At 63.1% G+C, this 23,834-nt stretch carries 30 protein-coding genes; 16 read left to right on the top strand and 14 right to left on the bottom strand.

The window, feature by feature from the left end; genetic code table 11:
* Positions 1 to 459 (bottom strand): Panacea domain-containing protein, encoded by a 459-nt coding sequence (locus NKJ57_RS08335; protein ID WP_023819037.1) that lies wholly within the window; start codon positions 457 to 459, stop codon positions 1 to 3.
* Between the two features lie 200 nt (positions 460 to 659).
* Between NKJ57_RS08335 and NKJ57_RS08330 the strand changes: the two genes are divergently transcribed.
* The 6 genes from NKJ57_RS08330 to NKJ57_RS08305 all read left to right on the top strand — a co-directional run bounded on the left by NKJ57_RS08330 (position 660) and on the right by NKJ57_RS08305 (position 3,933).
* The gene (locus NKJ57_RS08330; protein ID WP_023740019.1) at positions 660 to 1,187 is read left to right on the top strand and encodes a hypothetical protein; all 528 of its coding nucleotides are present in this window, start codon (positions 660 to 662) and stop codon (positions 1,185 to 1,187) included.
* A gap of 195 nt (positions 1,188 to 1,382) precedes the next feature.
* Entirely contained in the window at positions 1,383 to 2,198 is an 816-nt protein-coding gene (locus tag NKJ57_RS08325; protein WP_352510829.1) for a class I SAM-dependent methyltransferase, read from the top strand.
* 248 nt (positions 2,199 to 2,446) lie between these two features.
* Entirely contained in the window at positions 2,447 to 2,890 is a 444-nt protein-coding gene (locus NKJ57_RS08320) for a Ros/MucR family transcriptional regulator (RefSeq protein WP_023671447.1), read from the top strand.
* 42 nt (positions 2,891 to 2,932) lie between these two features.
* The gene (locus NKJ57_RS08315) at positions 2,933 to 3,127 is read left to right on the top strand and encodes a hypothetical protein (protein ID WP_023689866.1); all 195 of its coding nucleotides are present in this window, start codon (positions 2,933 to 2,935) and stop codon (positions 3,125 to 3,127) included.
* 136 nt (positions 3,128 to 3,263) lie between these two features.
* On the top strand, positions 3,264 to 3,533 hold the full coding sequence (locus NKJ57_RS08310; RefSeq protein ID WP_352510830.1) for a hypothetical protein: 270 nt from the start codon (positions 3,264 to 3,266) through the stop codon (positions 3,531 to 3,533).
* Between the two features lie 94 nt (positions 3,534 to 3,627).
* Positions 3,628 to 3,933 carry a hypothetical protein gene (locus tag NKJ57_RS08305; protein WP_023671444.1) on the top strand — a complete coding sequence of 102 codons (306 nt, stop codon included), beginning with the start codon at positions 3,628 to 3,630 and terminating at the stop codon, positions 3,931 to 3,933.
* A gap of 22 nt (positions 3,934 to 3,955) precedes the next feature.
* Here the strand turns inward: NKJ57_RS08305 and NKJ57_RS08300 are convergent, their stop codons facing one another.
* The gene (locus NKJ57_RS08300; protein WP_352510831.1) at positions 3,956 to 4,369 is read right to left on the bottom strand and encodes a DoxX family protein; all 414 of its coding nucleotides are present in this window, start codon (positions 4,367 to 4,369) and stop codon (positions 3,956 to 3,958) included.
* Positions 4,370 to 4,513: 144 nt separating this feature from the next.
* The gene (locus NKJ57_RS08295; protein ID WP_023693744.1) at positions 4,514 to 4,987 is read right to left on the bottom strand and encodes an Lrp/AsnC family transcriptional regulator; all 474 of its coding nucleotides are present in this window, start codon (positions 4,985 to 4,987) and stop codon (positions 4,514 to 4,516) included.
* A 114-nt stretch (positions 4,988 to 5,101) separates the two neighbouring features.
* Here NKJ57_RS08295 and NKJ57_RS08290 point away from each other — a divergent pair, with 114 nt between their 5' ends.
* Together NKJ57_RS08290 and NKJ57_RS08285 are read left to right on the top strand one after the other, a co-directional pair.
* Positions 5,102 to 5,659, top strand: coding sequence for an RBBP9/YdeN family alpha/beta hydrolase (locus NKJ57_RS08290; RefSeq protein WP_352510832.1), 558 nt, complete (start codon positions 5,102 to 5,104; stop codon positions 5,657 to 5,659).
* 84 nt (positions 5,660 to 5,743) lie between these two features.
* Positions 5,744 to 6,109, top strand: a complete 366-nt coding sequence (locus NKJ57_RS08285; RefSeq protein ID WP_023804966.1) for a VOC family protein — start codon at positions 5,744 to 5,746, stop codon at positions 6,107 to 6,109.
* Here the strand turns inward: NKJ57_RS08285 and NKJ57_RS08280 are convergent.
* Positions 6,106 to 6,270: a hypothetical protein gene (locus NKJ57_RS08280; protein WP_023804965.1), complete on the bottom strand. Its 165-nt coding sequence runs from the start codon at positions 6,268 to 6,270 to the stop codon at positions 6,106 to 6,108. The genes NKJ57_RS08285 and NKJ57_RS08280 overlap by 4 nt on opposite strands.
* A gap of 242 nt (positions 6,271 to 6,512) precedes the next feature.
* On the opposite strand from NKJ57_RS08280, the gene NKJ57_RS08275 reads away from it, so the two are divergent.
* Complete coding sequence (locus NKJ57_RS08275; RefSeq protein ID WP_023671438.1) at positions 6,513 to 6,689, top strand: hypothetical protein; 177 nt, start codon at positions 6,513 to 6,515, stop codon at positions 6,687 to 6,689.
* Between the two features lie 113 nt (positions 6,690 to 6,802).
* Complete coding sequence (locus NKJ57_RS08270) at positions 6,803 to 7,096, top strand: DUF982 domain-containing protein (protein WP_023685943.1); 294 nt, start codon at positions 6,803 to 6,805, stop codon at positions 7,094 to 7,096.
* 49 nt (positions 7,097 to 7,145) lie between these two features.
* On the opposite strand, the gene NKJ57_RS08265 is transcribed toward NKJ57_RS08270, so the two are convergent.
* Positions 7,146 to 7,865: a Crp/Fnr family transcriptional regulator gene (locus NKJ57_RS08265; RefSeq protein WP_023671436.1), complete on the bottom strand. Its 720-nt coding sequence runs from the start codon at positions 7,863 to 7,865 to the stop codon at positions 7,146 to 7,148.
* Between the two features lie 283 nt (positions 7,866 to 8,148).
* Here NKJ57_RS08265 and NKJ57_RS08260 point away from each other — a divergent pair, with 283 nt between their 5' ends.
* Complete coding sequence (locus tag NKJ57_RS08260; protein WP_023671435.1) at positions 8,149 to 8,379, top strand: DUF6894 family protein; 231 nt, start codon at positions 8,149 to 8,151, stop codon at positions 8,377 to 8,379.
* 106 nt (positions 8,380 to 8,485) lie between these two features.
* Entirely contained in the window at positions 8,486 to 8,986 is a 501-nt protein-coding gene (locus NKJ57_RS08255; RefSeq protein ID WP_023693749.1) for a hypothetical protein, read from the top strand.
* Positions 8,987 to 9,024: 38 nt separating this feature from the next.
* Here NKJ57_RS08255 and NKJ57_RS08250 read toward each other — a convergent pair whose 3' ends face one another.
* The 3 genes from NKJ57_RS08250 to NKJ57_RS08240 all read right to left on the bottom strand — a co-directional run bounded on the left by NKJ57_RS08250 (position 9,025) and on the right by NKJ57_RS08240 (position 12,388).
* A complete protein-coding gene (locus NKJ57_RS08250; RefSeq protein ID WP_352510833.1) occupies positions 9,025 to 11,139 on the bottom strand; it encodes an EAL domain-containing protein in 2,115 nt (704 codons plus the stop codon).
* Positions 11,140 to 11,284: 145 nt separating this feature from the next.
* Positions 11,285 to 11,842, bottom strand: coding sequence for an RNA polymerase sigma factor (locus NKJ57_RS08245; protein ID WP_352573678.1), 558 nt, complete (start codon positions 11,840 to 11,842; stop codon positions 11,285 to 11,287).
* 156 nt (positions 11,843 to 11,998) lie between these two features.
* On the bottom strand, positions 11,999 to 12,388 hold the full coding sequence (locus NKJ57_RS08240; protein WP_023685939.1) for a DUF427 domain-containing protein: 390 nt from the start codon (positions 12,386 to 12,388) through the stop codon (positions 11,999 to 12,001).
* Between the two features lie 819 nt (positions 12,389 to 13,207).
* Between NKJ57_RS08240 and NKJ57_RS08235 the strand changes: the two genes are divergently transcribed.
* Genes NKJ57_RS08235 through NKJ57_RS08220 form a run of 4 tightly spaced genes read left to right on the top strand, consistent with a single transcriptional unit; the run spans position 13,208 to position 17,805 of the window.
* Positions 13,208 to 13,699, top strand: a complete 492-nt coding sequence (locus NKJ57_RS08235; RefSeq protein WP_023685937.1) for a Csu type fimbrial protein — start codon at positions 13,208 to 13,210, stop codon at positions 13,697 to 13,699.
* Positions 13,700 to 13,725: 26 nt separating this feature from the next.
* Positions 13,726 to 14,448, top strand: coding sequence for a fimbrial biogenesis chaperone (locus tag NKJ57_RS08230; protein ID WP_031204518.1), 723 nt, complete (start codon positions 13,726 to 13,728; stop codon positions 14,446 to 14,448).
* Positions 14,420 to 16,834 (top strand): fimbria/pilus outer membrane usher protein, encoded by a 2,415-nt coding sequence (locus NKJ57_RS08225; protein WP_023828876.1) that lies wholly within the window; start codon positions 14,420 to 14,422, stop codon positions 16,832 to 16,834. Before NKJ57_RS08230 ends, NKJ57_RS08225 begins: the two co-directional genes overlap by 29 nt.
* A 14-nt stretch (positions 16,835 to 16,848) precedes the next feature.
* The gene (locus NKJ57_RS08220) at positions 16,849 to 17,805 is read left to right on the top strand and encodes a Csu type fimbrial protein (RefSeq protein WP_352510835.1); all 957 of its coding nucleotides are present in this window, start codon (positions 16,849 to 16,851) and stop codon (positions 17,803 to 17,805) included.
* Here the strand turns inward: NKJ57_RS08220 and NKJ57_RS08215 are convergent.
* The 6 genes from NKJ57_RS08215 to NKJ57_RS08190 form a co-directional block, all read right to left on the bottom strand.
* Positions 17,799 to 18,785: a branched-chain amino acid ABC transporter permease gene (locus NKJ57_RS08215; protein ID WP_023743307.1), complete on the bottom strand. Its 987-nt coding sequence runs from the start codon at positions 18,783 to 18,785 to the stop codon at positions 17,799 to 17,801. The genes NKJ57_RS08220 and NKJ57_RS08215 overlap by 7 nt on opposite strands.
* Before the next feature lies 1 nt (position 18,786).
* Positions 18,787 to 19,674 carry a branched-chain amino acid ABC transporter permease gene (locus tag NKJ57_RS08210; RefSeq protein WP_023693757.1) on the bottom strand — a complete coding sequence of 296 codons (888 nt, stop codon included), beginning with the start codon at positions 19,672 to 19,674 and terminating at the stop codon, positions 18,787 to 18,789.
* Between the two features lie 175 nt (positions 19,675 to 19,849).
* The gene (locus NKJ57_RS08205; protein WP_023743305.1) at positions 19,850 to 20,554 is read right to left on the bottom strand and encodes an ABC transporter ATP-binding protein; all 705 of its coding nucleotides are present in this window, start codon (positions 20,552 to 20,554) and stop codon (positions 19,850 to 19,852) included.
* On the bottom strand, positions 20,551 to 21,342 hold the full coding sequence (locus tag NKJ57_RS08200) for an ABC transporter ATP-binding protein (protein WP_352510836.1): 792 nt from the start codon (positions 21,340 to 21,342) through the stop codon (positions 20,551 to 20,553). Before NKJ57_RS08200 ends, NKJ57_RS08205 begins: the two co-directional genes overlap by 4 nt.
* A 14-nt stretch (positions 21,343 to 21,356) precedes the next feature.
* A complete protein-coding gene (locus NKJ57_RS08195; RefSeq protein ID WP_023743303.1) occupies positions 21,357 to 22,565 on the bottom strand; it encodes an ABC transporter substrate-binding protein in 1,209 nt (402 codons plus the stop codon).
* Between the two features lie 208 nt (positions 22,566 to 22,773).
* Positions 22,774 to 23,832 carry a GSU2403 family nucleotidyltransferase fold protein gene (locus NKJ57_RS08190; protein ID WP_352510837.1) on the bottom strand — a complete coding sequence of 353 codons (1,059 nt, stop codon included), beginning with the start codon at positions 23,830 to 23,832 and terminating at the stop codon, positions 22,774 to 22,776.
* Positions 23,833 to 23,834 lie beyond the last annotated feature (2 nt).

Here is a 23,834-nt window from a genome sequence, read left to right as displayed (position 1 = left end):
TTAGCGCTTTTCGGCGAGTCCACTGAAATAGTCCGCAATCACATTGTCTGGAATTACAACGCCGCGACGGCCGGGCTCAAAGACCCTCTCCCAAGGTGTGCCTCGCCGGTGGGTCAGGGATGAGAGCGTTGACGCCGGATAATCCGCATATGCCGCGTAAACTTGCTCCAAAACATCTCGCTCGTTCGGCTCCAAATTCTCGCGTGGGGCGTCAATTGGCTGCGTAACCGGATCAGGCCCCCACGGCGCTAGAGCGCGATACAGAGTGGGGATGACGGGACCAAACTCCCACGCCTGCACCTCGTCGCGGATAAGTGGATGGCGATGAAGAGCCATGTTCCAGCCGTGGGCAAAATAGACCAGCTTTTGAAGCTGCATATTTGAAAGCGCGCGACCGCCATCGCGTCTAGCGCGCTTAATGAACCAATTGGCTATAGCCCGCGAATCAACATATGGCATGGTGCCTCAATATGAGGAGTGCAAGCTAAAAGTCCAATTATTCAGGCTTTTCGGCCTTATTTTCGGACTTTGCGTCTTCTGGTCTGTCTTATGCTTTTCTTCATGGTGCGATCTGGGCGGCGTCTTCAGCATCCGCTGTACCGTCTCGTTGAAGCGTGTATCGTTGGTTTTGTCGCTATCACGGTTGGCTGATTCTTTCATTGGACCCTATCCAGCGAGAAGATTTTGAACGCGCCATCGGCAAGTTAGCCATCAATTGGGCTGCTGCCGAACACGGGTTCGACCACTGCATTTCTATCCTATTTTATGAGAAAGGCGCTAGCTCGCTAGTTACTACATTGCCCCTGAATGCGCGGGCAAAAATCCGATTCTTCCAAAAGGCGATCAAAGCAATACCAGAGCTTGCTGGGGCCGTTCCACGGGCTGAGGAGCTTGCGAACGCTGCCTTCAGAATCCTGGATGATAGAAACTGGTGCATCCACGGGACCGCATCCATGATTGGCGGCACGCTCTTCGAGCAACCCTTCAATCTGTCGCGCTTCGAACGACCAGCCATGGAATCCATAGAACACAAGGAGGTCACCATGGGTTTCATCCATGTGACCAGCGAATCATGCGCCAAACTAACGCTGGCTTTGGCTGTGTTCATGTTCAGGAAGTTCGGTCTGTTCACTGAGAACGAGGTCGAGGATGCGCTTCGCGGTGTCCGCGAAGATATCACCTTCTAGCTCCGCGTCCCTGCCTCTATTTGCGCTTTCAGATCAGTGCCGGCCTGTCGGCTCGAATCATAGGACATTTTCCCATACTTTCTCAAGTATATAATTAGGAACTAATTCCTACTTCGGTCAAAGCCGCGTCTTGGCGCGGCCGCGCATTGCGCAAGGGCAGCATCGATGGGATGCTGCGTCTCGTCGGAGAGCGCAATGAGCAATGTGACCAGTCACTATGGCAGCGGCGGCATCGTCGAGCGCATCCTGTCGGCTGTGCCGGACGCCAGGGCCGGCAGCCTCGCAGCCAAACAACTCTATCCGTTCGATCAGCTTCATGGCCGCGAGCTGATCGCCACGCAGGACCATGCCGCGCGTCTTGCGCCCTCCGCCGGCGATCGGGTTCTGGACATCGGCAGCGGCATTGGCGGCCCGGCCCGGTTCCTTGCCGAGACCTATGGGTGCAGCGTCGACGGCGTCGACCTGACGCAGGCGTTCGTCGTGGCGTCCCGCCGACTGACCGAGTTCTGCGGCCTCGGCGACAAAGTGCGTTTCCATGAGGCCGATGCGACAAGGCTGCCTTTTGCGGACGACACATTCGACGCGGCAATCTGCTTCTATGTCGGCATGAATATTGCTGACAAGGCGGCGGTCATTGGGCAAGCGTGGCGCGTGCTGAAGCCGAAGGCCAGGCTTGTCTGGACCGAGGCGGTGCTGGCGGACGGCGAGCCTCACTATCCCTTGCCTTGGGCGGTGTCGGCTGCGGTCAGCCATCTCGTCGACCGCGAAACCCTGAAGGTCTTGTTTGCTTCAGCCGGATTCCAGGTCGACGACGTCATCGACGAAACCGGCGATCACGTCGAGCTGGCGTTGAAACGGGCAAATTCCGGCATCGTGCCCTCGCCCGCCCAGCAGCAGGCCAATGCGATCGTGCTCGGCGCCGAGTTCGTGCAGCGGCGAAAAAACTACATAACCAGCCTGAGCGAGGGAAAACTCGCGTCAATGGCCATCATCGCTTCCAAGCCGGCCTGAAACAAAAAACCCGCCTCGGCGGCGGGTTGGTGGCGCAAATCACCACCATCGACAAATCATAGCATAGCTGCCCTCACCGGCCAAGATATGTCAGGAAAGAATTCCTACATCGACATCGATCGGAGACTCGGCGATGCTAGCGCTACCACATCCGGCGTCAAGTCATATGCATATGTTCTAAAGTGCCATGCCGTCGGCGGATGTTGTCTGATAACTTGCCCTTTGGCATCAAGGGGGCAAAAGAAGCCATGTCTGAGGACAAAATCCGAAATATAAATCTGACCGCCGACATCGTCGCGGCATTCGTGCGCAACAATTCTGTGCCGCCGGATAGCCTGCCGGCGTTGATCGAGAGCGTCAATGCAGCGCTCGCGGCCGTGGACAATCCCGTTGCTCCGCCGCAACCTGCGCCTGAGCCCGCGGTCAACCGCAAGCGCTCGGTAACGCCGAATTTCATTTACTGCCTCGAGGATGGCAAGAAGTTCAGGTCGCTGCGGCGTCATCTCGGCTCCGCCCATGGCATGACGCCGGAAGCCTATCGCGCCAAATGGGACCTGCCCGGTGACTATCCGATGACGGCGCCCAGCTACGCCGCCAAGCGCTCGGAGCTGGCAAAGGAGTTCGGGCTCGGCATCAGGACACCCGAGGCCCCGGCCGCCAAGGCGCCGGCCAAGAGCAAGACCAAGGCGTAAAGGCACGCCCCCTCCGTGCCGTACGCCTGCTGGAGGACGATCGTGGTGGCCGGAGAGCCCAATGACGTTCGCGTGGAACGTGTCGACCGCCGCCAATGGGCGGTGCTGGTTGCCGAGAATGGCACGGTGACCCAGCATCTGTTCATGGCCCAGGAAGCGGCCGAGGAGTTTGCCGACGGCGAGCGGACAAGGCTCGGCCTTCCCGCCAGGCCGCCGGCGGCGGATCCGCTGGCCTGAACAGTCCTTCAACCGGCTGCAGCATATCGCCGGCACTTGCGGCGGATCACAAGACGCAGCCTTCTACAGGCATCGACCGACTGGTCATTAGCTGGCTCTTATGGAATCATTCCACTCCAACTCGGGGGAGAGCGGGATGGACAAACCAGCCATGGCATCCGTGTTCAGGATGCGGCAAGCGCCAGCCACTGTTTCGGGCGTTCGCAGCGTCGGCCAAGGCCAGGCCGATCCGGTCATCGGCAGAAGGCCGCTCGGCGAGGCGATCCGCTTCGTCATCGACGCCCACCCCCACTACGACATCAGCGGCGTTTCGATCGCCTATGGCGACGGCTCGGCCCCTCGCCTCGGCAGCCGGGTGGTCAAGGCGCTGTGGGCCGAATATGGCCGCCGCTGGATGGAAGAGTAGCGCAGGCCATCGGCCGACGCCTATCGCTTGCATCCGCGTCCGGATCGTAACAGCGGCTCATGCGTTGAGCGTGAGCCAAATGGGAGCAACAGCCATGAACGTCGCCAATCTGCAACTCGAAGGCCTGCTGATGGCCGTCGCTTCGATCAATCAGGTGCTGGTGCGCAAGGGCCTGCTCACGGTCGAGGATATCGACATTGCGCTGCGCAAGGCCGAGGCTATCGAAACCGGCGAGGAGCGGTCCGACGGCATGTCGGAGTCCAACCGAGACGCCGTCAACTTTCCGATCCGACTGCTGGAACTGGCCAATCAATGCCAGCCGGAGGCGGACATGCCGTCCTTCTCGAAACTGGCCCGCATGGTCGGCCAGATGAAGGAACCCTACAACGACCAGATGTGAGGCGGTCTGCCGACGCGGGGCCTCACCCTCGGCCGAGCTTCGATGCCAGCACGCTGCCCGGTCCATGGACGGCGGCGAACAGCAGGCCGGCGGCGAACGGGAAATGGGACATGAAGGCGCCGAACTCGGCCTGGTTGCCGGCCCAGTGCGACGGACCGTGGAAGGCAAAGCCGAGGAAGACCACGTAGACGGCGGCGATCAGGGCGGCCGGCGTGAAGAACGCTCCGGTCAGCAAGGCGATCACCAGCAGCGTTTCGAGGATCGCGGCGCACCAGGCCAGAAACAGCGGGAAGGGAAAGCCGGCGGCGGCGATGTAGCCGGCGGTCATGCCCATATCCATGAACTTGAAGGCTGCCCCCATCGCGAACATGGCGGCCAGGGTCAGGCGGGCGATGAGAATGGCCGCGGTCTGCCACGGCGATTGAACGGCTTCCATGATGTTCTCCAAAGGTTTGCAACGGGTTCGTCCCAAGGACGGGCGCCACGCCTCCGATCCTACACCAGCCCCCGAAATTCTTTCCCGGCAAAGCCGGACCTCGCAAAAGGAGGCGCTTGCAATCCTCTTGCCGCGCGTGGCCGCTCAGAGCTTCGCCATCAGCTCCCGCCCCAGCCGCTTCGGCGGCTCGGCCCGAAGCACCACATTGGTCGTCACCGCGCCGTAGCGGCCGATGGCGTCGACGATGCTTTCGAGGTCGGGCGGCGACGGGACGACCACCTTGACCAGAAAACAATCCTCGCCGGTCACCCGCAGCACCTCGACCACTTCCGGCATGGCGGCGAATTTCTTCAGGCAGGTCTGGATGTGCTCATGCGTGGTGCGCAGGCGGATCATGGCCATGGTGCCGAGACCGAGGGCGGTGGGATCGATCGCGGCCCGGTAGCCGGCGATGATGCCGCGCTCCTCCAGCCGCTTCACCCGCTCCGACGTCGCGGGCTGGGACAGGCCGACGCGGCGGCCGAGTTCGGAAATGCCGATGCGGCCATCCTCCTGCATGATCTCGATGATTGCCATGTCGGTGGGGTCGAGCCGTGGCCGGTAATCGCCGTTTGCCATGAACACCTTCAATCCATCGGAATTCTTCGTCGCTTTCCGATGATCTCTCATTCCGCGAACAAGGAGAAGCCCTAGGATTGGGACATCATCTGCGGCGAAGAAACAGGATTTTCCATGACCGACTTCATCATTCTGCCGGGCAGCGGCGGATCGGGCGAGGCCCACTGGCAGACACGCTGGCAACAGGCCGACCCGGCGATGCGCCGCTTCAGCCCGGCAAGCTGGGAGCTGCCGGATTTGGACGACTGGGTGGCGGCGCTGGACGTCGCGGTGTCACAGGCACAGACCCCGCCGGTGCTCGTCGCCCACAGTCTCAGCTGCCTGCTGGTCGCGCATTGGCAGGCGGTGTCGAGCCGTCGGATCGGCGGGGCGTTTCTGGTTGCGGTTCCCGACCCGGCCTCGCCGGTCTATCCCGCTTACGGAATTCCCTTCGCCGATACGCCGCGCGGGCCGCTTCGCTTCCCCTCGCTGATCGTGGCCAGCACCGACGATCCCTATGATCCGAACGGTTATGCCCGTGAGAAAGCCGCACAATGGGGCAGCGAACTGCACATCGCCGGTCCGCTTGGTCACATCAACAGCAATAGCGGGCTGGGCGACTGGCCGGCGGGAATGGAGTTGCTGACGGCCTTCGTGAGAGAGAGACAGGCCGACCACGCAATCGCACCATAGACGCCCGAACCGTGCGCCGCGGGCTTGCCCCAGCTTGTCCCGCCAGCTATCTCTCGGGAGGGGCCTTTGTGAGGGAGCCTGCGAATGGTGTCCGTCCGATATCTGGTCCGCGATGTCGATCTGTCCATCGCGTTTTATACAAGCCATCTGGGCTTCGCGCTGAAGCAGCAATTCGGTCCGGCGATGGCCATCCTGACGCGCGGCGACCTCTCGCTCTGGCTCGCCGGCCCCATGGCGTCGGCAGCCAGGCCGATGCCGGACGGCCGGACACCCGAGCCGGGCGGATGGAACCGGTTCGTGCTCGAAGTCGAGCAATTGCCGTCAATCGTGACTGAGATGCGCGAGGCCGGCGTGCGGTTCCGCAACCAGATCGTCGAAGGTCCGGGCGGGCGACAGATTCTTTGTGAAGACCCGTCCGGCAACGTGATCGAGCTGTTCGAGCCCAGCTAGGCTTCGGCCGTCGCCTGGGCTTCGGCGCCGAGCTTTGCCGGGTCTTCCCAAGGCCGCTCGGCGTCTGCTTTGCGCTTCGGACAATCCTCGTAGTCATGCTCTCGCGAACCGCAATAGGAGCAGCATTTTGCCGGCGTGTCGGTTCGAAGCATTGTGGCCATGCACAAGAATGCACGAAAATTCATCCGGTTGCAGCAGCGTCTGCGACACCGCTGCTGGGATGCGTGACCGCCAGCCTGGCGACGCCGCTCAATAGCCGCCGCCGAGGATCGGCAGAATCTCGGCGGCAGACATTGCGCGCGGCGCGTATTCGTCCGGCCTATATCAAAGTTAAATGCGGATGGTGGGGGTGAGGTGGTAGGTGATCGCGATGGGGGGACTCTCAACGCGCTCGAGGTGTCCCATGGACGTTCGAAATCTGATTGCCAAATTGTCAGCCGCGGTATTGCACCGCCGCGCCGCGTCTTCGCCGATACTGTTCAGGCCGATCCGCAACTCGCTCGCCGACATCCCGTTGAAGCCGGCGCCGCGGCCGCCTTATCGTCCGCATCGGCCGATCTGGCCGGCAAGCAACATGTAGCTCGCCGGGCTGCAACCAGTTTGTGATTTCCTCGTTTATGGCGATCCCGTTTTCAAGGAGGCAAGTGATGAGATCGATCCGGGCGAGACGCGAATGGTTTGGATGGTGAGCGCATGAGCCGTTTTCTGCCCCTGACGATCAGATTCGTGGACGGAAGCGCGATGACGGTGTCGTCGATCGCCGACGCCAGGAGGGCGCTAGGCGGAACATGGAAGAACAAGCAGACGGCGGCCTACAAGGCGGCCGACAGGCTGGTGGACGACGCGTTGAACGGCATTTGCCGCCCGGACATCGCCTTTGCCGCTTTCCAGAATGCCGCCGCCCAACAGGGCTTGCTGAAGCCGGCCAAGCCAAGTGCCGCCCTTGCCATGCTCGACGAATTGGCGTCGCTGGATGGGCATCGTTGAAAGACCGGCTGACGGATTGCCTGCGATGTCATGGCGAACGCCGGATAGCCTATCTCGGCTCGCGGTTCATGCTGAGATAAGTCGGGTCGAACTCGGCGATTTCCACCAGCTGCTGCCAGTCCAGAATGGTCACCATGTAATTTGCCCAGCCGATCACACCGATCTTGCGCAGCGCGCCGATGACCCGGTTCATGTGGACGACCGAAAGCCCAAGCACATCGGCCAGTTCCGCCTGCGACAGGGGAAGCCGGAAACTCATGCCGTTGGTCTGCTTGACGACCTGGAGCCGCACGAACAGCTCGCACACAAGATGCGCCAGATGCGAAGTCTTGGACCGCCGGCCCATGGCCACGATCCATTCCCGATGGATGGCGCCATCGACGAGCGTGTCCAGCCAAAGCAAGCGGCTGAGATGAGGCGCCTGTTCGGTGATCGTCCTTAGCCGACTGTGGTCGGCGGCGATCACCCGGCATGGCGACAAAGCTATAATGCCATGGTCCATTGTCTTGAGCAGGAAGGCGTGCAAATCGACAAAATCGCCTGGCACCTGCAACGAGGTGAACTGGCGGCCGCCATCCTCCAGCACCTTGTAGCGCGCCGCCAGACCCTCGATGATGAGCGTGCTGTAGCCTGGCCTCGATCCCTCTGAAACGATGTCCTGACCGGTGGCAAAATCCATCTCGATGGTCATGGCGGCGGCCAGCAGCCCCTTTTCCTGCTCGGACAAAGCGTCATGCTGGCCAAGGTTGAGATAAAGCGGTTCTAGCATCGAGGATCCAGTTCGAGATTTCGTGGACATTCGTGGCCTAGCCAAACGCCGGAGATCGGGTGCGGTTGCAATCGGCCGGCACGGCGACGGCTCCTGGCAGGAAATCTGCTCAGGACACAGTCGCATGGAACCATGGGTGCGGGTTGGGATTTAATCCATGTCGCTCAAAAATGGCCCCGATTTTGAGACAACGACATGCATAAAAACACAGACCTGAAGCGCGTCGCCTGCGTCCTTCAACCGCGATGCGCCTTAGCGTTCTCACGCAGGGATCCTTGCACACATGGAACGGTTCTACTTCGACTTGTACAACGCCGAGACCCAGATTGATGAAGAGGGGCAGCTTTTTCCCAGCCGGGAGCGTGCGGGAGCCGAAGCGCTGCGCATATTGCACGATGTGGCGCGCGACGAGATACCGGAGGGCGACCACCGGCGGATCACCGTCAAGATGCTGAACGAGAACAGGGAGCAGATATTCGAAGCGTCGCTGACCATGGCGTCGCTGTGGAGTTGAACTCGTCGACCCTGTCGAGGACTGTATGGAACCTCTTGCCCTCCCCTCTGTTTCCTAAGGAGGGGCCAGCGGCAGAAGCTGCACGGCTGATTGACTGGAGGCATCTATGTCCTTGCAAAAGCTTCATCCCGAGCAGGTCGACGACACACGCAGGCTTGCCTATTCGACCTTTGCCCCGGCGCTGATCGGTTCGCTCACCAAGCGTCTGGCGCGGTGTCAGGGCGTCAAGGAACTGGGCGCCCTGGAAAAGTCGCTCATCCGTTTGATCGAAGACTCCGATGTCGATGGGCCGCAAGCCGAGGCGATGAAAGAGTTCGCCATCGAGCTGGTGGTGTCGACGATATCGGAAGCCCGCGCTCACCCCGACACCAAGAGCGATGTCGAAGCCGTTGGCGAGCGCCGCGCCGAAGGCCGCTCCGAGAACCCGCAGACGCTCGAGGAGCAGTTGCAATCAGGGCTCGAAGATAGTTTTCCGGCCAGCGATCCGCCCGCCGTCGTCTCGACCGCCATTTCCGGCGCCTCGAAGGACCTTGTCGGTACAGATGAGGTGTTGCGCCGCAAGAAGGAGGCGGCGCAGCGAAAGCAGGAAAAGGCCGACGCCGGTTAGCCGGACAACTCGCGCGAGCCCGAGGCGATGAGAAGTCGTCAGCCGAAGCGCTTTTCCGGCGACTGTCCGCTGGCCGGTGACTGTTCGCCGGCCCGCGCGACGATCGCCTCGAGCGGCTCCGGCCGGTGAAGCAGAAAACCCTGGCCATAGGCCACGCCCATGCCGCGCAGAATGTCGAGCGCTTCCTGCTGCTCGATCTTTTCGGCCACCACCGCGCAGCCGAGACTTTTGGCGATGCCCGCTATGGCCGAGACGATCTCGCGATCGAAACGGCTTTCCGCGATATTCTCGATGAACGAGCCGTCGATCTTGATCTGATCGACCGGAAAGCGCCGCAAATATTCGAACGAGCTCATGCCGGCGCCGAAATCGTCGAGGCTGACGCGGCATTGCCGCTCGCGCGCCTTGCGCACGAACTGCTCGGCGGCGTCGAAATTGGTGACGGCCGCGGTCTCGGTGATCTCGAAACCGATGCCGGAATGCGGCGCCCCGGTCTCGGCGATGACGGCGTCGACGAAATCCCATAGCAGCGGATCGCTCAGCGTCTGCGCCGACAGGTTGAAGCCGAGCAAGATGGCGCCTGACCGCATCGCCGCGCCATGCTGCGAAAGCGCTGTCTTGATGATCCAGCGGTCCAGCCGCGAGGCAATGCCGAAGCGCTCGGCGACGGGAATGAATTCGTTGGGTGGGATCAGCTTGCCATTGCGCCCGGCAAGCCGCGCCAGCACCTCGACATGGCGGCTCTCCTGCCAAGGCTGGCCCAGAAGATGGATCTCCTGGCCGAACAGTTTCAGCTGCCCGTCATCCATGGCGTCGACCGTGTCGGCGGCGACACGCGCCGCGTTGAGGCCGCCGGAGCCCGACGCCGCGTCGGCCGAAAACACCGCGAAGCGATTGCGCCCGGCCGCCTTGGCGGCATAGCAGGCGTCGTCGGCGCAGGCCAACGCATCGGCAACCGTGGTGGTGGTGTCCTCGACGAAGGCGATGCCGATGCTGGCCGCGAGCTTTCGCGAGGTCGCCGGCAGTCCGAGGTCGGCGTCACGGACCGCCGCAAGGATGGCGCCCGCCAGCGCCTCGGCTTTGGCCGATTGGCAATTGGGCACCAGCAGCGCGAACTCGTCGCCGCCGAGGCGCGCGGCGCGCGCCGTTGACGGCAGGCAACCCAATATGCCGGCGGCGACGCCCTTCAGCGCCAGGTCGCCGGCGGCGTGGCCGGCAAAGTCGTTGAGCGCCTTGAAGTAGTCGAGATCGACATAGAACACCGCCAGCGGCAGAAGCCGCTTCATGGCGATGTGTTCGGCCAGCAGCCGGTCGAAGGCGGCGCGGTTAAACAGGCCGGTCAGCGCATCGTGGTGCGCGGCGTAGGCGAGTTCCCGCTCGCGTTTCTTGTCCTCGGTGATGTCGCGCACGGTGCCGAGAATCTGGCCCGCCGTCTCGGGCGCCGCGATAAAGCGCACCAGCGATTCGACATGGCGGATTTCGCCGTCGCGCCTGACGATGCGGTATTGCGCGGCGACGACGCCGTCGGTCGAAAGCGGCGCCAGATGGGCGCGCTCTGCGGCATCCTTGTCGTCGAGATGCAGATAGGAATGCCAAAGGTCGGCAGCCACCTCGTCGGTGTCGGCGACCAGGCCGAATATCTCCCTGGTGCGGGCGTCCCAATAGCTCTTGTTGGCGTCGATGTCGTGATGCCAGATGCCGGTGCCACTGGCCGCCAGCGCCAGGCGAAAGCGCACATTGACCCGCTCCAGTTCGGCTTCCGCCTCTTTCTGCCGGCTGATGTCGGTCTGCACGCCCATCAGCCTGACCGGCCTGCCCGTCTCGTCACGCTCGACAATGCCGCCGCGGTCCAGCACCCAGATCCAGTGGCCGTCCTTGTGCTTGAGGCGTAGCTCGGTCTCGATCGAGGCGGTCAGGCCGGAAATGTGCCGCTCTCCGCTGGCCAGCGCCCGCTGGCGGTCGTCGGGATGCGTCAGCTTCAGCCAGAGGTCGTCGCTGTTGGCAAGCTCGCCATCCTCATAACCCAGCATGTGCGACCAGGTTGGCGAATAGAAACAGTCGCCGCTCAAAATATCCCAGTCCCATACGCCGAGATGAGCGCGTTCGAGCGCAAGCGCCCAGAATTCGCCGTTGCGTATTTTCTCTTCAGCCATGCCCTGGTTTCGCTCACTCCGTCGCCGCCACTATGCACGCAAGCAGAGAAGAAACCGTTACCGGGTGCGCCGCGCCCACAGTGCGGACAAGGCCTGCAATCGGATCGTATCCTGCCGTGTTGCGCCATCAAGCGATCGGGATTCCTCATGCCATGGGCGCCCTGATTGGAGCCGCCCGGCCCGGCCCGGGCTCGACGATCCTTATCGCGCGGCGGCGCGCATTGTCCTCGAGCAGGCCGCGCAGTTCCTCACGGCCGCGCGCAATGCGCGACATCAGCGTGCCGGCCGGCACGCCGAGCATCTCGGCGGCCTCGGCATAGGAGAAGCCCTCGATGGCGACCATGGTCAGCGCGGCACGGCGGTCCGGGCTGATCGCCTGCAGCGCGTCGATGATCTCGCGCGCGGCGACGTTCTCCAGTTGGTCGGCGGGAGAGGCTTGCGCCTCTCCCGCTTCCAGCGGCAGCATCGACGCCTCGCCACGCCGGTTCACCTTGCGCATCTGGTCGATGAACAGATGATGCATGATCGTGAACAGCCATTTTCGCGGGCTCTCTCCCGTCTGCCAGTTGTCCAGCCGCAGCAGCGCCCGCTCCAGGCAGTCCTGGACGAGATCGTCGGCGGAATCGCGGTCGCGCAGCAGCGAGCGCGCATAGCGGCGCAGGCGCGGGATTTCGTCGAGAATGGCTCTCTGCTTTTCGTCCATGACCTTTTGTCTTCGTTTCGGCATGCCGTTGCCGCAAAACCGCTGCGCCCCCGGGTGAGGACAGCTTTGGCTGATCTGAAAAATTCCTCTGTTCATGCCTGTCGTCGGCTCCAAAAACGCTGGGCACTTTTGGGCGACAGGCATGACGCGCTCAGCTCAGCGCGGCGTGGCGTCGATGGTGACCCGGTCGGGATAGAAGGCGCCGTGGGCGCGAATCTCGGCCATCTCGTCGAAGGGCTGCTCATAGGCCCACATCGCGTCGTTGCCGGTTTCACCCGCCGGCAGCACGTTCCAGTAGCTGGAGTCGCCCTTGTAGGGGCACAGCGTCGACCGCTCCGTCTTCCTGAGCTTCCGGAAGTCGATGTCCTCGAACGGGATGTAGAAGGAGAAGGGATGGGGCGGCTCGGTCACCATTTTGGCTTTTGCCGAGGAAGCGATGATGGTGCCGTTTGCAAACACGACGACACGCCCGTTGAAGGGCTCGACGGTGATCACCTTGCCCGGATTGCGCCTGAAGCCGGGTGACGGGTTCGCATGCTGATCCATGACTGCTCTCCTTGTCCGCTGGTGGTTCGATGTCGGTCGACGGCGTCAGCTCTCACTGGTCACTGACGGGCCGGCGACAGCGGTCACACGCGACAGCTTCTGGCGCTTTTCGAGCTGTGGCTTTTCATAGGTCTTCTTCATCGTTCTTCCTTTTCTGACGTCTGGCAGCCGGTCCGCGCGGCTGCCGGCCGTGGATCATGGCTCCAAGGGACAACAGGCGCATCTCCCGTCCGGCCGATGCGCCGCCGAAGGAAATCCGGGCCAGCGTGGCAAGAACGATTCGCATGTGTTTCGCCGCGATCCGACGGCGGTGGATTTATCTCAGCCGGGACGGCCATGCTTGGGCCGGGCGGAACACGGTTTTGGCGGATGCGGCCCTGTCAGCACGGCCGCAAGGCTTGGACAGGCGCGAACAGCTACCGGCGCGGCTATGGCGATGGCTGCTTGGCGCCGGTGCACGCCGCGAAATATCGATAATAAAGGACGACAGGTGAGACTCTACAAAATCAAGATGATTTGCCAGATATTTTCGCCTTTTCGGCACGAGAAGCAAAATAAATTTTCGACAGACGAACTTTCACTTCGGAAAAATGTCCATTTCATCTCTGTTAACCAAATATTAACCAAAATTATCCGATACATACCGAAGTTATTCGCTGTCGCAATCCGAATCTAAGTTGTAATAATCATTGCACAGTTCGCTTCTGACATTACTGTATCGTTGATGTCTTGCGAAGCATGCAACGGAGGAGCTGTAGGAGTGAAATCCGGGTCAAGACTGTGTTGCGAGGAACGGTCTGCCCGACGGAGGAAACACGCATGAGATTGCTGAAATATGCGCTGCTGGCGGGAGCGTCGCTGCTTCCCATCCTGCCCGCGATCGCCGCGACCGCGACGGGCAGCATGAATGTCCGCATCACGATTACCGACGAATGCAAGGTGCAGACGGCGAGCGATCTCGATTTCGGCTCGCACGGTGTCATTGATGCGAATGTCGACCAGACCAGCACCATCAACGTGCAATGCACGACCGGCAAGTCCTACAATGTTGGTCTGAGCGCCGGAGCGGGCGCGGGCGCAACGGTTGCTGTTCGCAAGATGACCGGGCCGGCGTCGGCGACGATCGACTACACCATCTACAGGGAAAGCACCCGGACGCAGCTTTGGGGCACCACGATCCCCACCGACACGGTCGGCGGAACCGGCAACGGCGCCATTCAGCCGCTGACGGTCTACGGGCGTGTTCCACCGCAGACGACACCGGCGGCGGGCCTCTACACCGACACCGTTGCGATCACCATAACGTACTGACAATCGATACCAACACGAGGACGATCATGCGATCCATGCTTTCATGCATCGGAGCCACGGCTGTTCTGTTGCTGTGCGCCGGTCTCTCACAAGCCGCTTCGCTCAGGGTGGCGCCGACAGGTCTCGAGCTGATCTCGCCCGACGCCTCGGCGGTTCTCAACCTCAGCAACGATGACGCCAAGCGGCCGATCAATGTGCAGATCCGGGTCTTCGCATGGAGCCAGGCCGGCGGCATCGAAACGCTGACGCCGACCACGGACGTGGTCGCCAGCCCACCATCGACCAAACTCGGACCCAATGCCCAATACGTGGTTCGCGTCGTGCGCGTGTCGAAGGCGCCGGTGCGGGCCGAGGAAAGCTACCGCGTCATCGTCGACGAACTGCCGGACCCCTCACGCAAGAAGGCCGGTACGGTCGCGCTCGCGCTTCGCTATTCGGTCCCGGTGTTTTTCCGCGACGCCGATGCCGCCGCGCCGGCAGTCGCCTGGAGTGTTTCGCGCAAGGGCGGCAGTCTTGTGCTGACAGCCAGCAATACCGGCGAAAGTCGCCTCCGCCTGTCCAACCTATCCCTGACCCAGAACGGCAAGAAGCTTGGCAGCCGAAACGGACTCGTCGGTTATGTCCTGGGCGGCGCGACCATGCAGTGGCCGATCGGCAGCAGCAAATCACTGTCCGCGGGCTCGGTGCTTTTGAAGGCACAGAGCGATCTTGGACCCTTCGATGCCAAAGTTGCCGTCAAGGGCAAATAGGATCGCGCTAGTCGTCGCGCTCGCGATTTTCACACCTTTCTCGGCGGTGAACGCGCAAGAATTGCCGGCCGTGACGAACCCTGAAGACCCTGGCCAGCAAGCCGGCCGCAGCCTTTATCTAGAGGTGTTCATCAACGACGTCTCGACCAAACTGATCGGCAGCTTCACCCAGATGCCGGATGGCGGCCTGGCATCGACGCCGCTAGAGCTGAAGGAGCTCGGGCTGAAGCCGCCGCAGGGCGCTGTAGACACCGACGGCCTGGTCAGGCTCGACCAGCTGGCGGATGTGTCGTTTCAGATCGACGAAGCGGCGCAGCGCCTCTACGTCACCGCCGCCAATGACAGCCGCGAGGCGCGCATGGTCGATCTCGGCTTGCGCTTGCAGGACCGGCCGGCGCCGCAATCGGGCTTGGGCGCGGTTCTCAACTATTCGCTGTTTGCCAGCTCCAACACATTGTTCGACAAGGACGTCGAGCTGTTCCAGGGCGTTTCCGGCGGCTTCGATGCGCGCGTGTTCAGCCCCTATGGAACGCTCAGCCAATCCTTCATCGCCGGCTATTCCGACGGCAGGCTGGGCGGCTTCACGCGGCTCAACACGACATGGAGTTATTCCGACCCCGACCGGCTGATGACCTATCGGGCCGGCGACTTCATCTCCGGTGGATTGTCGTGGACGCGTCCGGTCTATCTCGGCGGCATCCAGGCGCAACGCAACTTCCACCTGCGATCGGACCTGGTGACGCTACCCCTGCCCTCCTTCGGCGGCACCGCGGCAGTGCCGTCGACGCTGGAGGTCTATACGCAGAACGTGCGCACCTATTCCGGCGACATCCAGCCCGGGCCGTTCCAGGTCACCAATCTGCCGGTGTTCACGGGCGCAGGACAGGCGCAGGTGGTGCTGCGCGACAGCCTGGGCCGCGAGACCACGGCCACCTTGCCGTTCTATGCCTCCAGCATGCTGCTGCGCCAGGGACTGCTCGACTTTTCCGTCGAGGCAGGGATGGCGCGGCGCAATTTCGGCATCTCCTCCGACGATTATGACAGCCGCGTCATGGGGGTCGCCAGCGCGCGTTACGGCGTGACCGACCGGCTGACATTGGAAGCCCATGCCGAGGGCGGCGCCGATCTGATCAATGGCGGCATAGGTGCTGCCTTCCCGCTCGGGGCATATGGCGCAGCTTCGCTGGCCGTCGCCGGCAGCCATCATGACGGACGCACCGGGTCGCTGGTCGATGCCAGGGCCGAGTTCGGTTATGACGGCTGGGCGATCAACGCCCGCATGCAGCGGTCATTCGGCGGCTTTGAAGATATCGCTTCGGTGACGGCACAGCCGGTCATACTCGATCCCGATGATTTCACCCGTTTCAGCGCCGGCGTGCCGCGGGCGGTCGACCAGGTGACGCTCAGCGTGCCGATGCCGATCGACTTCTCCAGCCTCAACTTCTCCTATACCCACCTCAAGGATGCCGAAGGCGAGACCAGCCAGATCGTCGGCCTCTCCTATAGTCAGGAGATCTTCAAGCGCAGCACGCTCTATGCCACGGCCTTCGCCGATCTCGACGACGGCGACAGTTATGGCATCTTTGCGGGGATTTCGATCCCGTTCAATGACGACGTCATGGCGTCGACGGGTGTCGAGCATGGGCCTGACGGCCTCAATGTCGTGGCCGACCTCGCCAAATCGGAGCGGGCCGAGGACGGCAGCATCGGCTGGCGGCTGCGCACCTCCGAAGGCGAGGTTCCCAACCGTTCGGCAGCGGTGAGCTACCGCGCGTCGTTTGCGCGTTTTGAGGCCGGCGCCCAGCAATTCGACAAGGACTTTCGCGTGACCGGTCAGATGGACGGCGCCATTGCGGTCGCAGGCGGCGGGGTGTTCGCCACCAACCGCATCGACGATGCCTTTGCCGTCGTCGATGTCGGCACGCCTGATGTCGAGGTCTTGCATCAGAACCGGCCGGTAGGCAGGACCGACAGCAAAGGCCGCATCCTGGTCACCGGCCTCAACTCCTATGAGCTGAACACGGTCTCCATCGACCCGAAGAATCTACCAGTCGACGCGGATGTCCCGGCTACCAAGGAGACCGTCGTCCCAGCCGACCGCAACGGCGTCGTGCTGAAGTTCGGCGTGTCCGAGGCGGCGCAGGCCGCGCTGGTGACGCTGGTCGACTCGAGCGGAACGCCGCTCGAAGCCGGACTGTCGGGACGCGTCGATGGCGGCACCGAAGACTTCGTCGTCGGCTATGACGGGCAGGCCTATATCAAGGGCCTCGGCAAGCAGAATTCAGTGCAGGTCGAGCGCGCTGACGGCGGTTCATGCCGGGCAGAGTTTCCCTTCGAGGCGGCGCGCGGCCGGCAAGTGGTGATCGGGAACGTGGTGTGCCAATGAGAGCTGGAGGAAAAATGCTGCGCGCCGTAATCATCGCCCTGCTGCTGGTGCTGCTCCCGTCGCTCGCCCGGGCGCAGAGCTGCAGTTACACCGTCACCAGTTTGAATTTCGGCATCATCGACACGCTGTCGGGCACCGCGGCGACATCGACAGCCACCTTCACCGCGACTTGCAGCGGCAGTTTGCCATTGCTGCTGCCCGTCCTGGTCTGTCCGCATATTGCCGCCGGCACCGGCGGTGCAACCTCGGCGGCGGCCCGGCAGATGGCGAGCGGCGTCAACAGCCTCAACTATCAACTCTATTCGGACCCCGCAATGACCGTTGTCTGGGGCACCCATAACTGGGCCTATGCCTCGCGCCCGCCACCGCTGCTGCTGAGCCCCAATCTCTTCGGCAACTCAACCGACACCCTGACGCTCTATGGGCGGGTTCCCGGCGGCCAGGCGACCGTCCCGCCGGGCACCTATGTGTCGACATTTTCGGGCGGGCAACTCGAGTTCCGCTCCCGGACAACCCTGTTGAGCAGCAGCTGCGACACCGGCGCGGGCAACTTGGGCACCAGTCCGACCTTCACCATCAACGCCACGGTCGCGGCAAACTGCCTGGTCGCCACCCAGAACATCGATTTCGGCCCCAAGGGGGTGCTCGACGCCAATGTCGACGCCACCGGCCAGGTTACGGTCACCTGCACCCCGTCTACCGCGTACACGGTTTCCCTCAATGGCGGCACGACAGGGGGCACGCCGACCACCCGCAAAATGTCGAAGGGCGCCGAGAGGGTCACCTACGGCCTCTACAAGGATCTGGCGCGCTCGCAGCCCTGGGGTGACGCCGGAACGCCGGGAAGCACGGTGGCCGGCACCGGAACCGGTACGGCCCAGGCGCTCACCGTCTATGGCCGCGTGCCGCCGCAGACGACGCCCTCGGCCGGCGTCTACACCGACACGGTGGTGGTGACCATCACCTATTGATCGCGGCCCGCCTCGCCGTTGGCCGGCGCCAGCCAGCGCGCGTAAATCTCGCCGACGATGCCGCGGCGAAAGACCAGCACGCAGATCATGAAGATCAGGCCGGTGGCGATGGTCACCGGGAAGCCGGAGGTGGCGAGCGTGTTTTCCAGCCCGACGACGAGGCCGGCGCCGACGACAGGACCGACCATGGTGCCGATGCCGCCGAGCAGCGTCATCAGGATCACCTCGCCCGACATCTGCCAGGTGACGTCGGTCAGCGTCGCGAACTGGAAGACGATCGCCTTGGTGGCGCCGGCAAGCCCGGCAAGGGCTGCCGACATGACGAAGGCGGCGAGCTTGTAGCGGCCGACCGAATAGCCCAGCGAGATGGCACGGTTCTCGTTCTCGCGGATCGAACGCAGGATCATGCCGAAGGGCGAGTTGACGATGCGCCAGACGGCGAAGACGCCGATGAGGAATACGGCAAGCACGACGAAATACATGTTGAGCGTGACGTTGAGATCGACGATGCCGAACAGATGCCCGCGCGGCACGCCCTGTATGCCGTCCTCGCCTTCGGTGAACGGCGCCTGGACGCAGAAGAAATAAAACATCTGCGCCAGCGCCAGCGTGATCATCGAGAAATAGATGCCTTGCCGGCGGATGGCGAGGAAGCCCATGACCAGGCCGAGCACGGCCGCTCCGGCGGTGCCGAGCAGGATGCCGGCCTCGGGCGGCCAGCCCCATGCCTTGACGGCGTAGGCGCAGAAATAGGCGGCGGCGCCGTAGAAGGTGGCGTGGCCGAAGGACAACAGCCCGGTGTAGCCGAGCAGCAGGTTGAAGGCGCAGGCAAACAGCGCGAAGCACAGCATCTTCATCAGGAAGATCGGATAGACGAAGAAGGGCGCGGCTATCAGCGCCAGTATGGCCAATGCCAGCAATACCCGCTCAAGCCGCACGGAGGCGGCGGTGCGCTGGTCGTGAAGGGCTGCCTCGCTCATCTCAGGCGTCCCTTCCGAACAGGCCGGCGGGGCGCAGGAGCAGCACGATCGCCATGATGACGAAGACCACGAGGTTCGACGCCTCGGGATAGAACACCTTGGTCAGGCCCTCGGCGAGGCCGAGCATATAGCCGGTGACGATGGCCCCGAGAATCGAACCCATGCCGCCGACCACGACGACGGCAAAGACGACGATGATGATATCGGAGCCCATCAGCGGACTGACCTGGTAGACGGGTGCTGCAAGAATGCCGGCCAGGCCTGCAAGGGCCGCGCCCAGCCCATAGGTGAGCGTCAGCAGCAGCGGCACGTTGACGCCGAAGGCCTGCACCAGCTCGGGATTTTCGGTCGCGGCGCGCAGATAGGAGCCGAGCCTGGTCTTTTCGATCAGGAGCCAGGTGCCGATGCAGATAATGAGCGAGGCCACCACCACCCAGCCGCGATAGTTGGGCAGGAACATGAAGCCGAGATTGGTGCCGCCGGCAAGCTGCGCCGGAACGGCATAAGGGTTGCCCGACACGCCGTAGTAGAAACGGAACACGCCTTCGATGACCAGCGCCAGTCCGAAGGTGAACAGCAGCCCGTAGAGCGGATCCAGGCGGTAGAGCCGCGACAGCGCCACGCGCTCGACTGCCATGCCGAAGACGCCAACGATGAGCGGAACCAGGAGCAGCGCCGGCCAGTAGCCGATGCCGAGATGGACGAGCAGCAGGTAACCGATGAAGGCGCCGAGCATATAGAGTGCGCCATGGGCGAAATTGATGATCCGCAGCAGGCCGAAGATGACGGCCAGGCCGAGGCTCAGCATGGCGTAGAAGGAGCCGTTGATCAGCCCGACCAGCATCTGGCCGAGTAAGGCCTGGACGGGGATGCCGAAGATCATGGTCATGGCGTCACCGAGGGTGTTGCAAGCGGGATGCGTCTGTGCGGCACGTACCCCCACCCGGACCTTCGGTCCGACCTCCCCACAAGGGAGAGGAAGGGCGGTGGCCCTCCACCCTCCCCCTTGTGGGGAGGGTCGCTGCGCAGCAGCGGGGTGGGGGTACTGCCGTGGGCTGTCGTCATCATACCCCCAACACCTCGTGCAGCTGTTGCGTGTGAGCGGCAAGCTCGCTTGCGGCAAAACCCTCCACCACCTTGCCGTGCTCCATCAGGTAGAAGCGGTCGGCGATGCGGGCGGCGAAGCGGAAATTCTGCTCGACGAGCAGGATGGTCATGCCGCGCTTTTTCAAGGTCGCCAGCAGTTCGCCGATGCGCTGGACGATGACCGGCGCCAGGCCCTCGGTCGGCTCGTCGAGCAGCAGCATCTGCACGCCCGTCCGCAGGATGCGGGCGATGGCCAGCATCTGCTGTTCGCCGCCGGAGAGTTTGGTGCCGGGGCTGTTGCGGCGCTCCTTGAGGTTGGGAAAGAGACCGAAGATTTCCTCGACGCTCATGCCGCCCTTGGCCACAACCGGCGGCAGGATCAGGTTTTCGTCGACGGTGAGCGTGGCGAAGATGCCGCGTTCCTCCGGCACGAAGCCGATGCCGCGATGGGCAACACGATGCAGCGGCAGGCGCATCAGGTCGCTGCCGTCGAAGGTGACACTGCCGCTGCGCTTGCGGACCAGCCCCATAATGGCGCGCAGCGTTGTGGTCTTGCCGACACCGTTGCGGCCGAGCAGCGTCACCGTCTCACCGCGAAAAACGTCGAGGTTGACGCCATGCAGCGCATGGCCCTCGCCATACCAGGCATGGAGATCGCGCACGGCAAGCAGCGGCTCACTCATGCTCGGTCCCCCTGCTCGGTCCCCATGTAGGCGACCCTGACGCGCTCATCGTTGCTCACCGTTGCGTAGTCGCCGGCGGCGAGCACCTGGCCGCGCTGCATGACGGTGATCCAGTCGCAAAGGTCGGCGACGACGGTGAGATTGTGCTCGACCATCAGCACGGCGCGGTCCGTTGCCAGCGAGCGGATGATGCCGGAAATGACGCCGACATCCTCGTGCCCCATGCCGGCCATCGGCTCGTCGAGCAGCAGCACTTTCGGGTCGAGCGCCAGCGTGGTGGCGATCTCGAGCACGCGCTTCCTCCCATAGGAGAGATCGCCGGCCGGACGATGCGCGACATCGTCGAGCCCGACGATGTCAAGCAGCTCGCGCGCCCGTGGAGTCAGTTGGTCAAGCGCGGCCAGCGAGCGCCAGAACTGGAAGCCGAGCCCGCCTGGCCGCTGGAGTGCGACGCGGACATTGTCGAGGACGCTCAGATGCGGAAAGATCGCCGATATCTGGAACGAGCGGACGAGACCCATGCGCGCTACCCTGGCCGGCGCGGTGCGGGTGATGTCGTTGCCCAACAGTTCGATCCTGCCGCTGCTCGGCTGCAGGAACTTGGTCAAGAGGTTGAAGATTGTCGTCTTGCCGGCGCCGTTCGGCCCGATCAGCGCATGGATCTGGCCGTGATGGACGTCGAGGTCGACATTGTTGACGGCGACGAAACCGGCAAAGTCGCGCCGCAGGCCGCGGGCGGAGAGCACCACCCGCGGCTTGATTTCGGCACCGTCCGGCTGGACGGCCACGGCTTGCGCCAGCGTCACTTGGTGACGAGCGGGCAGCCGCTGTCTTCAGCCTTGATGAAGGCCTTGTCGCCCGGAATGGTCGCAAGGTAGGTGTAGTAGTCCCAGTCCTTCTTCGACTCCTCGGGCTTCTTGACCTGATAGAGATACATGTCGTGCACCATCGAGCCGTCGGCCTGTACCTTGCCGTTGGCGTTGATGATGTCGTCGACGGGCATTTCATGGAGTTGCTTGGCGACCGCCTCGGTTTCGTCGGTGCCGGCCTTGTCGATGGCCTTGAGATATTGCAGCACCGCCGAATAGGTGCCGGCCTGGATCATGTTGGGCATGCGGTTGGTGCGCTTGAAGAAGCGCCCGGCGAAGTCGCGGCTCTTGTCGTCGCGGTCCCAGTAAAACCCTTCGGTGAGCACCACGCCCTGCGCCGCCTGCAGGCCGAGGCCGTGCACCTCGGCAAGGGTGAACAGAAGGGCTGCCAGCCGCTGGCCGCCGGCGACAATGCCGAACTCGGCCGCCTGCTTGATGGTATTGGAGGTGTCGAGGCCGGCATTGGCAAGGCCGATAACCTTGGCGCCGGAGGACTGCGCCTGCAGCAGGAAGGAGGAATAGTCGGTGGAGCCGAGGGGGTAACGCACCTCGCCCAGCACTTTGCCGCCGCTTGCCTCAACAACCTTTGAGGTCTGCTCCTTCAGCGAATAGCCGAAGGCATAGTCGACGGTGATGAAATACCAGCTGTCGCCGCCCTGCTGCACCAGCGCGCCGCCGGTGCCGACCGCCTGCGAGTGGGTATCGTAAGCCCAGTGGAAACCGTAGGGCGAGCATTGCTTGCCGGTCAGGTCGGCCGATGCCGCTCCGGTAACGATGTCGATCTTCTTCTTTTCCTTGGACAACCCCTGGACGGCGAGCGCCACCGAGGATGTCGTCAGTTCCATGATCGCGTCGACCTGCTCGGTGTCGTACCACTGGCGCGCAATGTTGGAGGCAATGTCGGGCTTGTTCTGGTGATCGGCGTTGACGATCTCGATCGGCGCGCCCTGCACCTTGCCGCCAAAATCCTCGACCGCCATCTTGGCGGCCTCGACCGACCATTTGCCGCCGAAATCGGCATAGACGCCCGACTGGTCGTTGAGGATGCCGATCTTGACCTTGCCGTCGGAAATTTCGCCGGCCGCCGCCGGCATCGCAGTCGCCGCAAGCAGCGCGGCTGAGACGAGATAGGATGCTTTCACAGGTGGTTCCTCCCTTGTGGCCGACGCTGGAAAACGCGGCGGCCTTGCAATGGTTCAACAGTTCCGTCCGGTTCTCGCTGAAATCCGGGCCAGCGCCCGCCACTTCTCCTCTTGGCAACCCCTCCGCCCTGGGTGCGCCGGGAACCGTAGCATCACATTTCGCGAGGCGAGAATGCTATTTTCGTAGCATGGCGTGCTAGCGCGGCCGCTACCAGTCGGGCTCAATTGGAGAGTCTTCGGAAAAGCCGCTCGGGCCAGGCAGAGAGAGCGTTGCGGCGGCAGCGTCCAGCAGTGCCCCCGGAAGCCCTTTGAGATGCTCGCTGTCCAGCGGAAGCGCAAGATAGCCCGTGGCAATGCGTGCAGCCGCTTCCGCCTGTTCACGATCTCTCACTGCCTTGACCGCAGACCGATCAGGCCGCGTGGCCAGCCAAGCCTTGTGCAGAGCGAACATTCGAGGGTCGACCGTCGGTATGCTTACGGGATAGCCACGCTCATCGATCGCCACAGCCTCCACCTTCGGGGCTTTGATGAGCCATTGCAGCCCCTCCATGGGTGCGCTGTCGAGGTCGTCGGCAAGCTGTGTAATCGAGGTAGTGGCGTTGTTCTTGAGGACATGTCTTGCCTGCGGACGGATCAGGTCGACCAGATAGCCATCACGGTTCGCTGCCCTGAAGGCCCGGGGCTGGAGCGGCTTGAAGGACCTGTCCACTTTACGCAACACGCCTATCAGGCCGGACTGGCTTACCCTCTCGCCGGTCACGAAGCTGATGCGACGTCGGGAATCGAAGAGCAGGTCGATGTCCCCGGTTGCCGTGAGACCGCTGGTGATCTGGACGCCCGCCAGAGCCTCGTAAGCGAACAGCGCATTCGTGCCGACGACCAGCAACTGCTTGCCCAGCAGGTCTGTTTCGGCGCACCGCCGCAATATCCGTGCGGCGATGGCCGGTACCCTGCCCAACCCCATTGCCACATTGACTTTCGCCAGGCCGTTCAGGCGATCGGCCAGACCTGCCAGCAGATCCTTGTTCTGCACCCTGCCCTCGGAAAACGCAGCGAACGCCTTCTCCGTCTGGCTGCTTTTCGGCCCGAGTGAATTCTCGACCTGCCGGACCTTCCGCAGCAGGTATTCAGCACCGCTGCGCTCAACCCAGCGCATGCTGCCTGCAAAGCGCCTTTGGCGCTGGTCATCAGCATGCTGCCAGGCCTCGTAGACCTGTTGCGTATCTATGAGTTGGCGCCGCTGCTCGCCGGTCAACTCTCTCAGCATCG

The sequence above is a fragment of the Mesorhizobium sp. M0077 genome, from assembly GCF_040322955.1.
Lineage (GTDB): Bacteria > Pseudomonadota > Alphaproteobacteria > Rhizobiales > Rhizobiaceae > Mesorhizobium.
The sequence above is the reverse complement of the archived record's forward strand: the minus strand, read 5'-3'. Positions and strand labels throughout refer to the sequence as shown.

Excerpts from the sequence above, each read along its gene's own strand:
- NKJ57_RS08335 (WP_023819037.1), bottom strand. The coding sequence starts at position 459 with ATGCCATATGTTGATTCGCGGGCTATAGCCAATTGGTTCATTAAGCGC.
- NKJ57_RS08325 (WP_352510829.1), top strand. The coding sequence starts at position 1,383 with ATGAGCAATGTGACCAGTCACTATGGCAGCGGCGGCATCGTCGAGCGC.
- NKJ57_RS08320 (WP_023671447.1), top strand. The coding sequence starts at position 2,447 with ATGTCTGAGGACAAAATCCGAAATATAAATCTGACCGCCGACATCGTC.
- NKJ57_RS08310 (WP_352510830.1), top strand. The coding sequence starts at position 3,264 with ATGGACAAACCAGCCATGGCATCCGTGTTCAGGATGCGGCAAGCGCCA.
- NKJ57_RS08305 (WP_023671444.1), top strand. The coding sequence starts at position 3,628 with ATGAACGTCGCCAATCTGCAACTCGAAGGCCTGCTGATGGCCGTCGCT.
- NKJ57_RS08300 (WP_352510831.1), bottom strand. The coding sequence starts at position 4,369 with ATGGAAGCCGTTCAATCGCCGTGGCAGACCGCGGCCATTCTCATCGCC.
- NKJ57_RS08295 (WP_023693744.1), bottom strand. The coding sequence starts at position 4,987 with ATGGCAAACGGCGATTACCGGCCACGGCTCGACCCCACCGACATGGCA.
- NKJ57_RS08290 (WP_352510832.1), top strand. The coding sequence starts at position 5,102 with ATGACCGACTTCATCATTCTGCCGGGCAGCGGCGGATCGGGCGAGGCC.
- NKJ57_RS08285 (WP_023804966.1), top strand. The coding sequence starts at position 5,744 with ATGGTGTCCGTCCGATATCTGGTCCGCGATGTCGATCTGTCCATCGCG.
- NKJ57_RS08280 (WP_023804965.1), bottom strand. The coding sequence starts at position 6,270 with ATGGCCACAATGCTTCGAACCGACACGCCGGCAAAATGCTGCTCCTAT.
- NKJ57_RS08275 (WP_023671438.1), top strand. The coding sequence starts at position 6,513 with ATGGACGTTCGAAATCTGATTGCCAAATTGTCAGCCGCGGTATTGCAC.
- NKJ57_RS08270 (WP_023685943.1), top strand. The coding sequence starts at position 6,803 with ATGAGCCGTTTTCTGCCCCTGACGATCAGATTCGTGGACGGAAGCGCG.
- NKJ57_RS08265 (WP_023671436.1), bottom strand. The coding sequence starts at position 7,865 with ATGCTAGAACCGCTTTATCTCAACCTTGGCCAGCATGACGCTTTGTCC.
- NKJ57_RS08260 (WP_023671435.1), top strand. The coding sequence starts at position 8,149 with ATGGAACGGTTCTACTTCGACTTGTACAACGCCGAGACCCAGATTGAT.
- NKJ57_RS08255 (WP_023693749.1), top strand. The coding sequence starts at position 8,486 with ATGTCCTTGCAAAAGCTTCATCCCGAGCAGGTCGACGACACACGCAGG.
- NKJ57_RS08250 (WP_352510833.1), bottom strand. The coding sequence starts at position 11,139 with ATGGCTGAAGAGAAAATACGCAACGGCGAATTCTGGGCGCTTGCGCTC.
- NKJ57_RS08245 (WP_352573678.1), bottom strand. The coding sequence starts at position 11,842 with ATGGACGAAAAGCAGAGAGCCATTCTCGACGAAATCCCGCGCCTGCGC.
- NKJ57_RS08240 (WP_023685939.1), bottom strand. The coding sequence starts at position 12,388 with ATGGATCAGCATGCGAACCCGTCACCCGGCTTCAGGCGCAATCCGGGC.
- NKJ57_RS08235 (WP_023685937.1), top strand. The coding sequence starts at position 13,208 with ATGAGATTGCTGAAATATGCGCTGCTGGCGGGAGCGTCGCTGCTTCCC.
- NKJ57_RS08230 (WP_031204518.1), top strand. The coding sequence starts at position 13,726 with ATGCGATCCATGCTTTCATGCATCGGAGCCACGGCTGTTCTGTTGCTG.
- NKJ57_RS08225 (WP_023828876.1), top strand. The coding sequence starts at position 14,420 with ATGCCAAAGTTGCCGTCAAGGGCAAATAGGATCGCGCTAGTCGTCGCG.
- NKJ57_RS08220 (WP_352510835.1), top strand. The coding sequence starts at position 16,849 with ATGCTGCGCGCCGTAATCATCGCCCTGCTGCTGGTGCTGCTCCCGTCG.
- NKJ57_RS08215 (WP_023743307.1), bottom strand. The coding sequence starts at position 18,785 with ATGAGCGAGGCAGCCCTTCACGACCAGCGCACCGCCGCCTCCGTGCGG.
- NKJ57_RS08210 (WP_023693757.1), bottom strand. The coding sequence starts at position 19,674 with ATGACCATGATCTTCGGCATCCCCGTCCAGGCCTTACTCGGCCAGATG.
- NKJ57_RS08205 (WP_023743305.1), bottom strand. The coding sequence starts at position 20,554 with ATGAGTGAGCCGCTGCTTGCCGTGCGCGATCTCCATGCCTGGTATGGC.
- NKJ57_RS08190 (WP_352510837.1), bottom strand. The coding sequence starts at position 23,832 with ATGCTGAGAGAGTTGACCGGCGAGCAGCGGCGCCAACTCATAGATACG.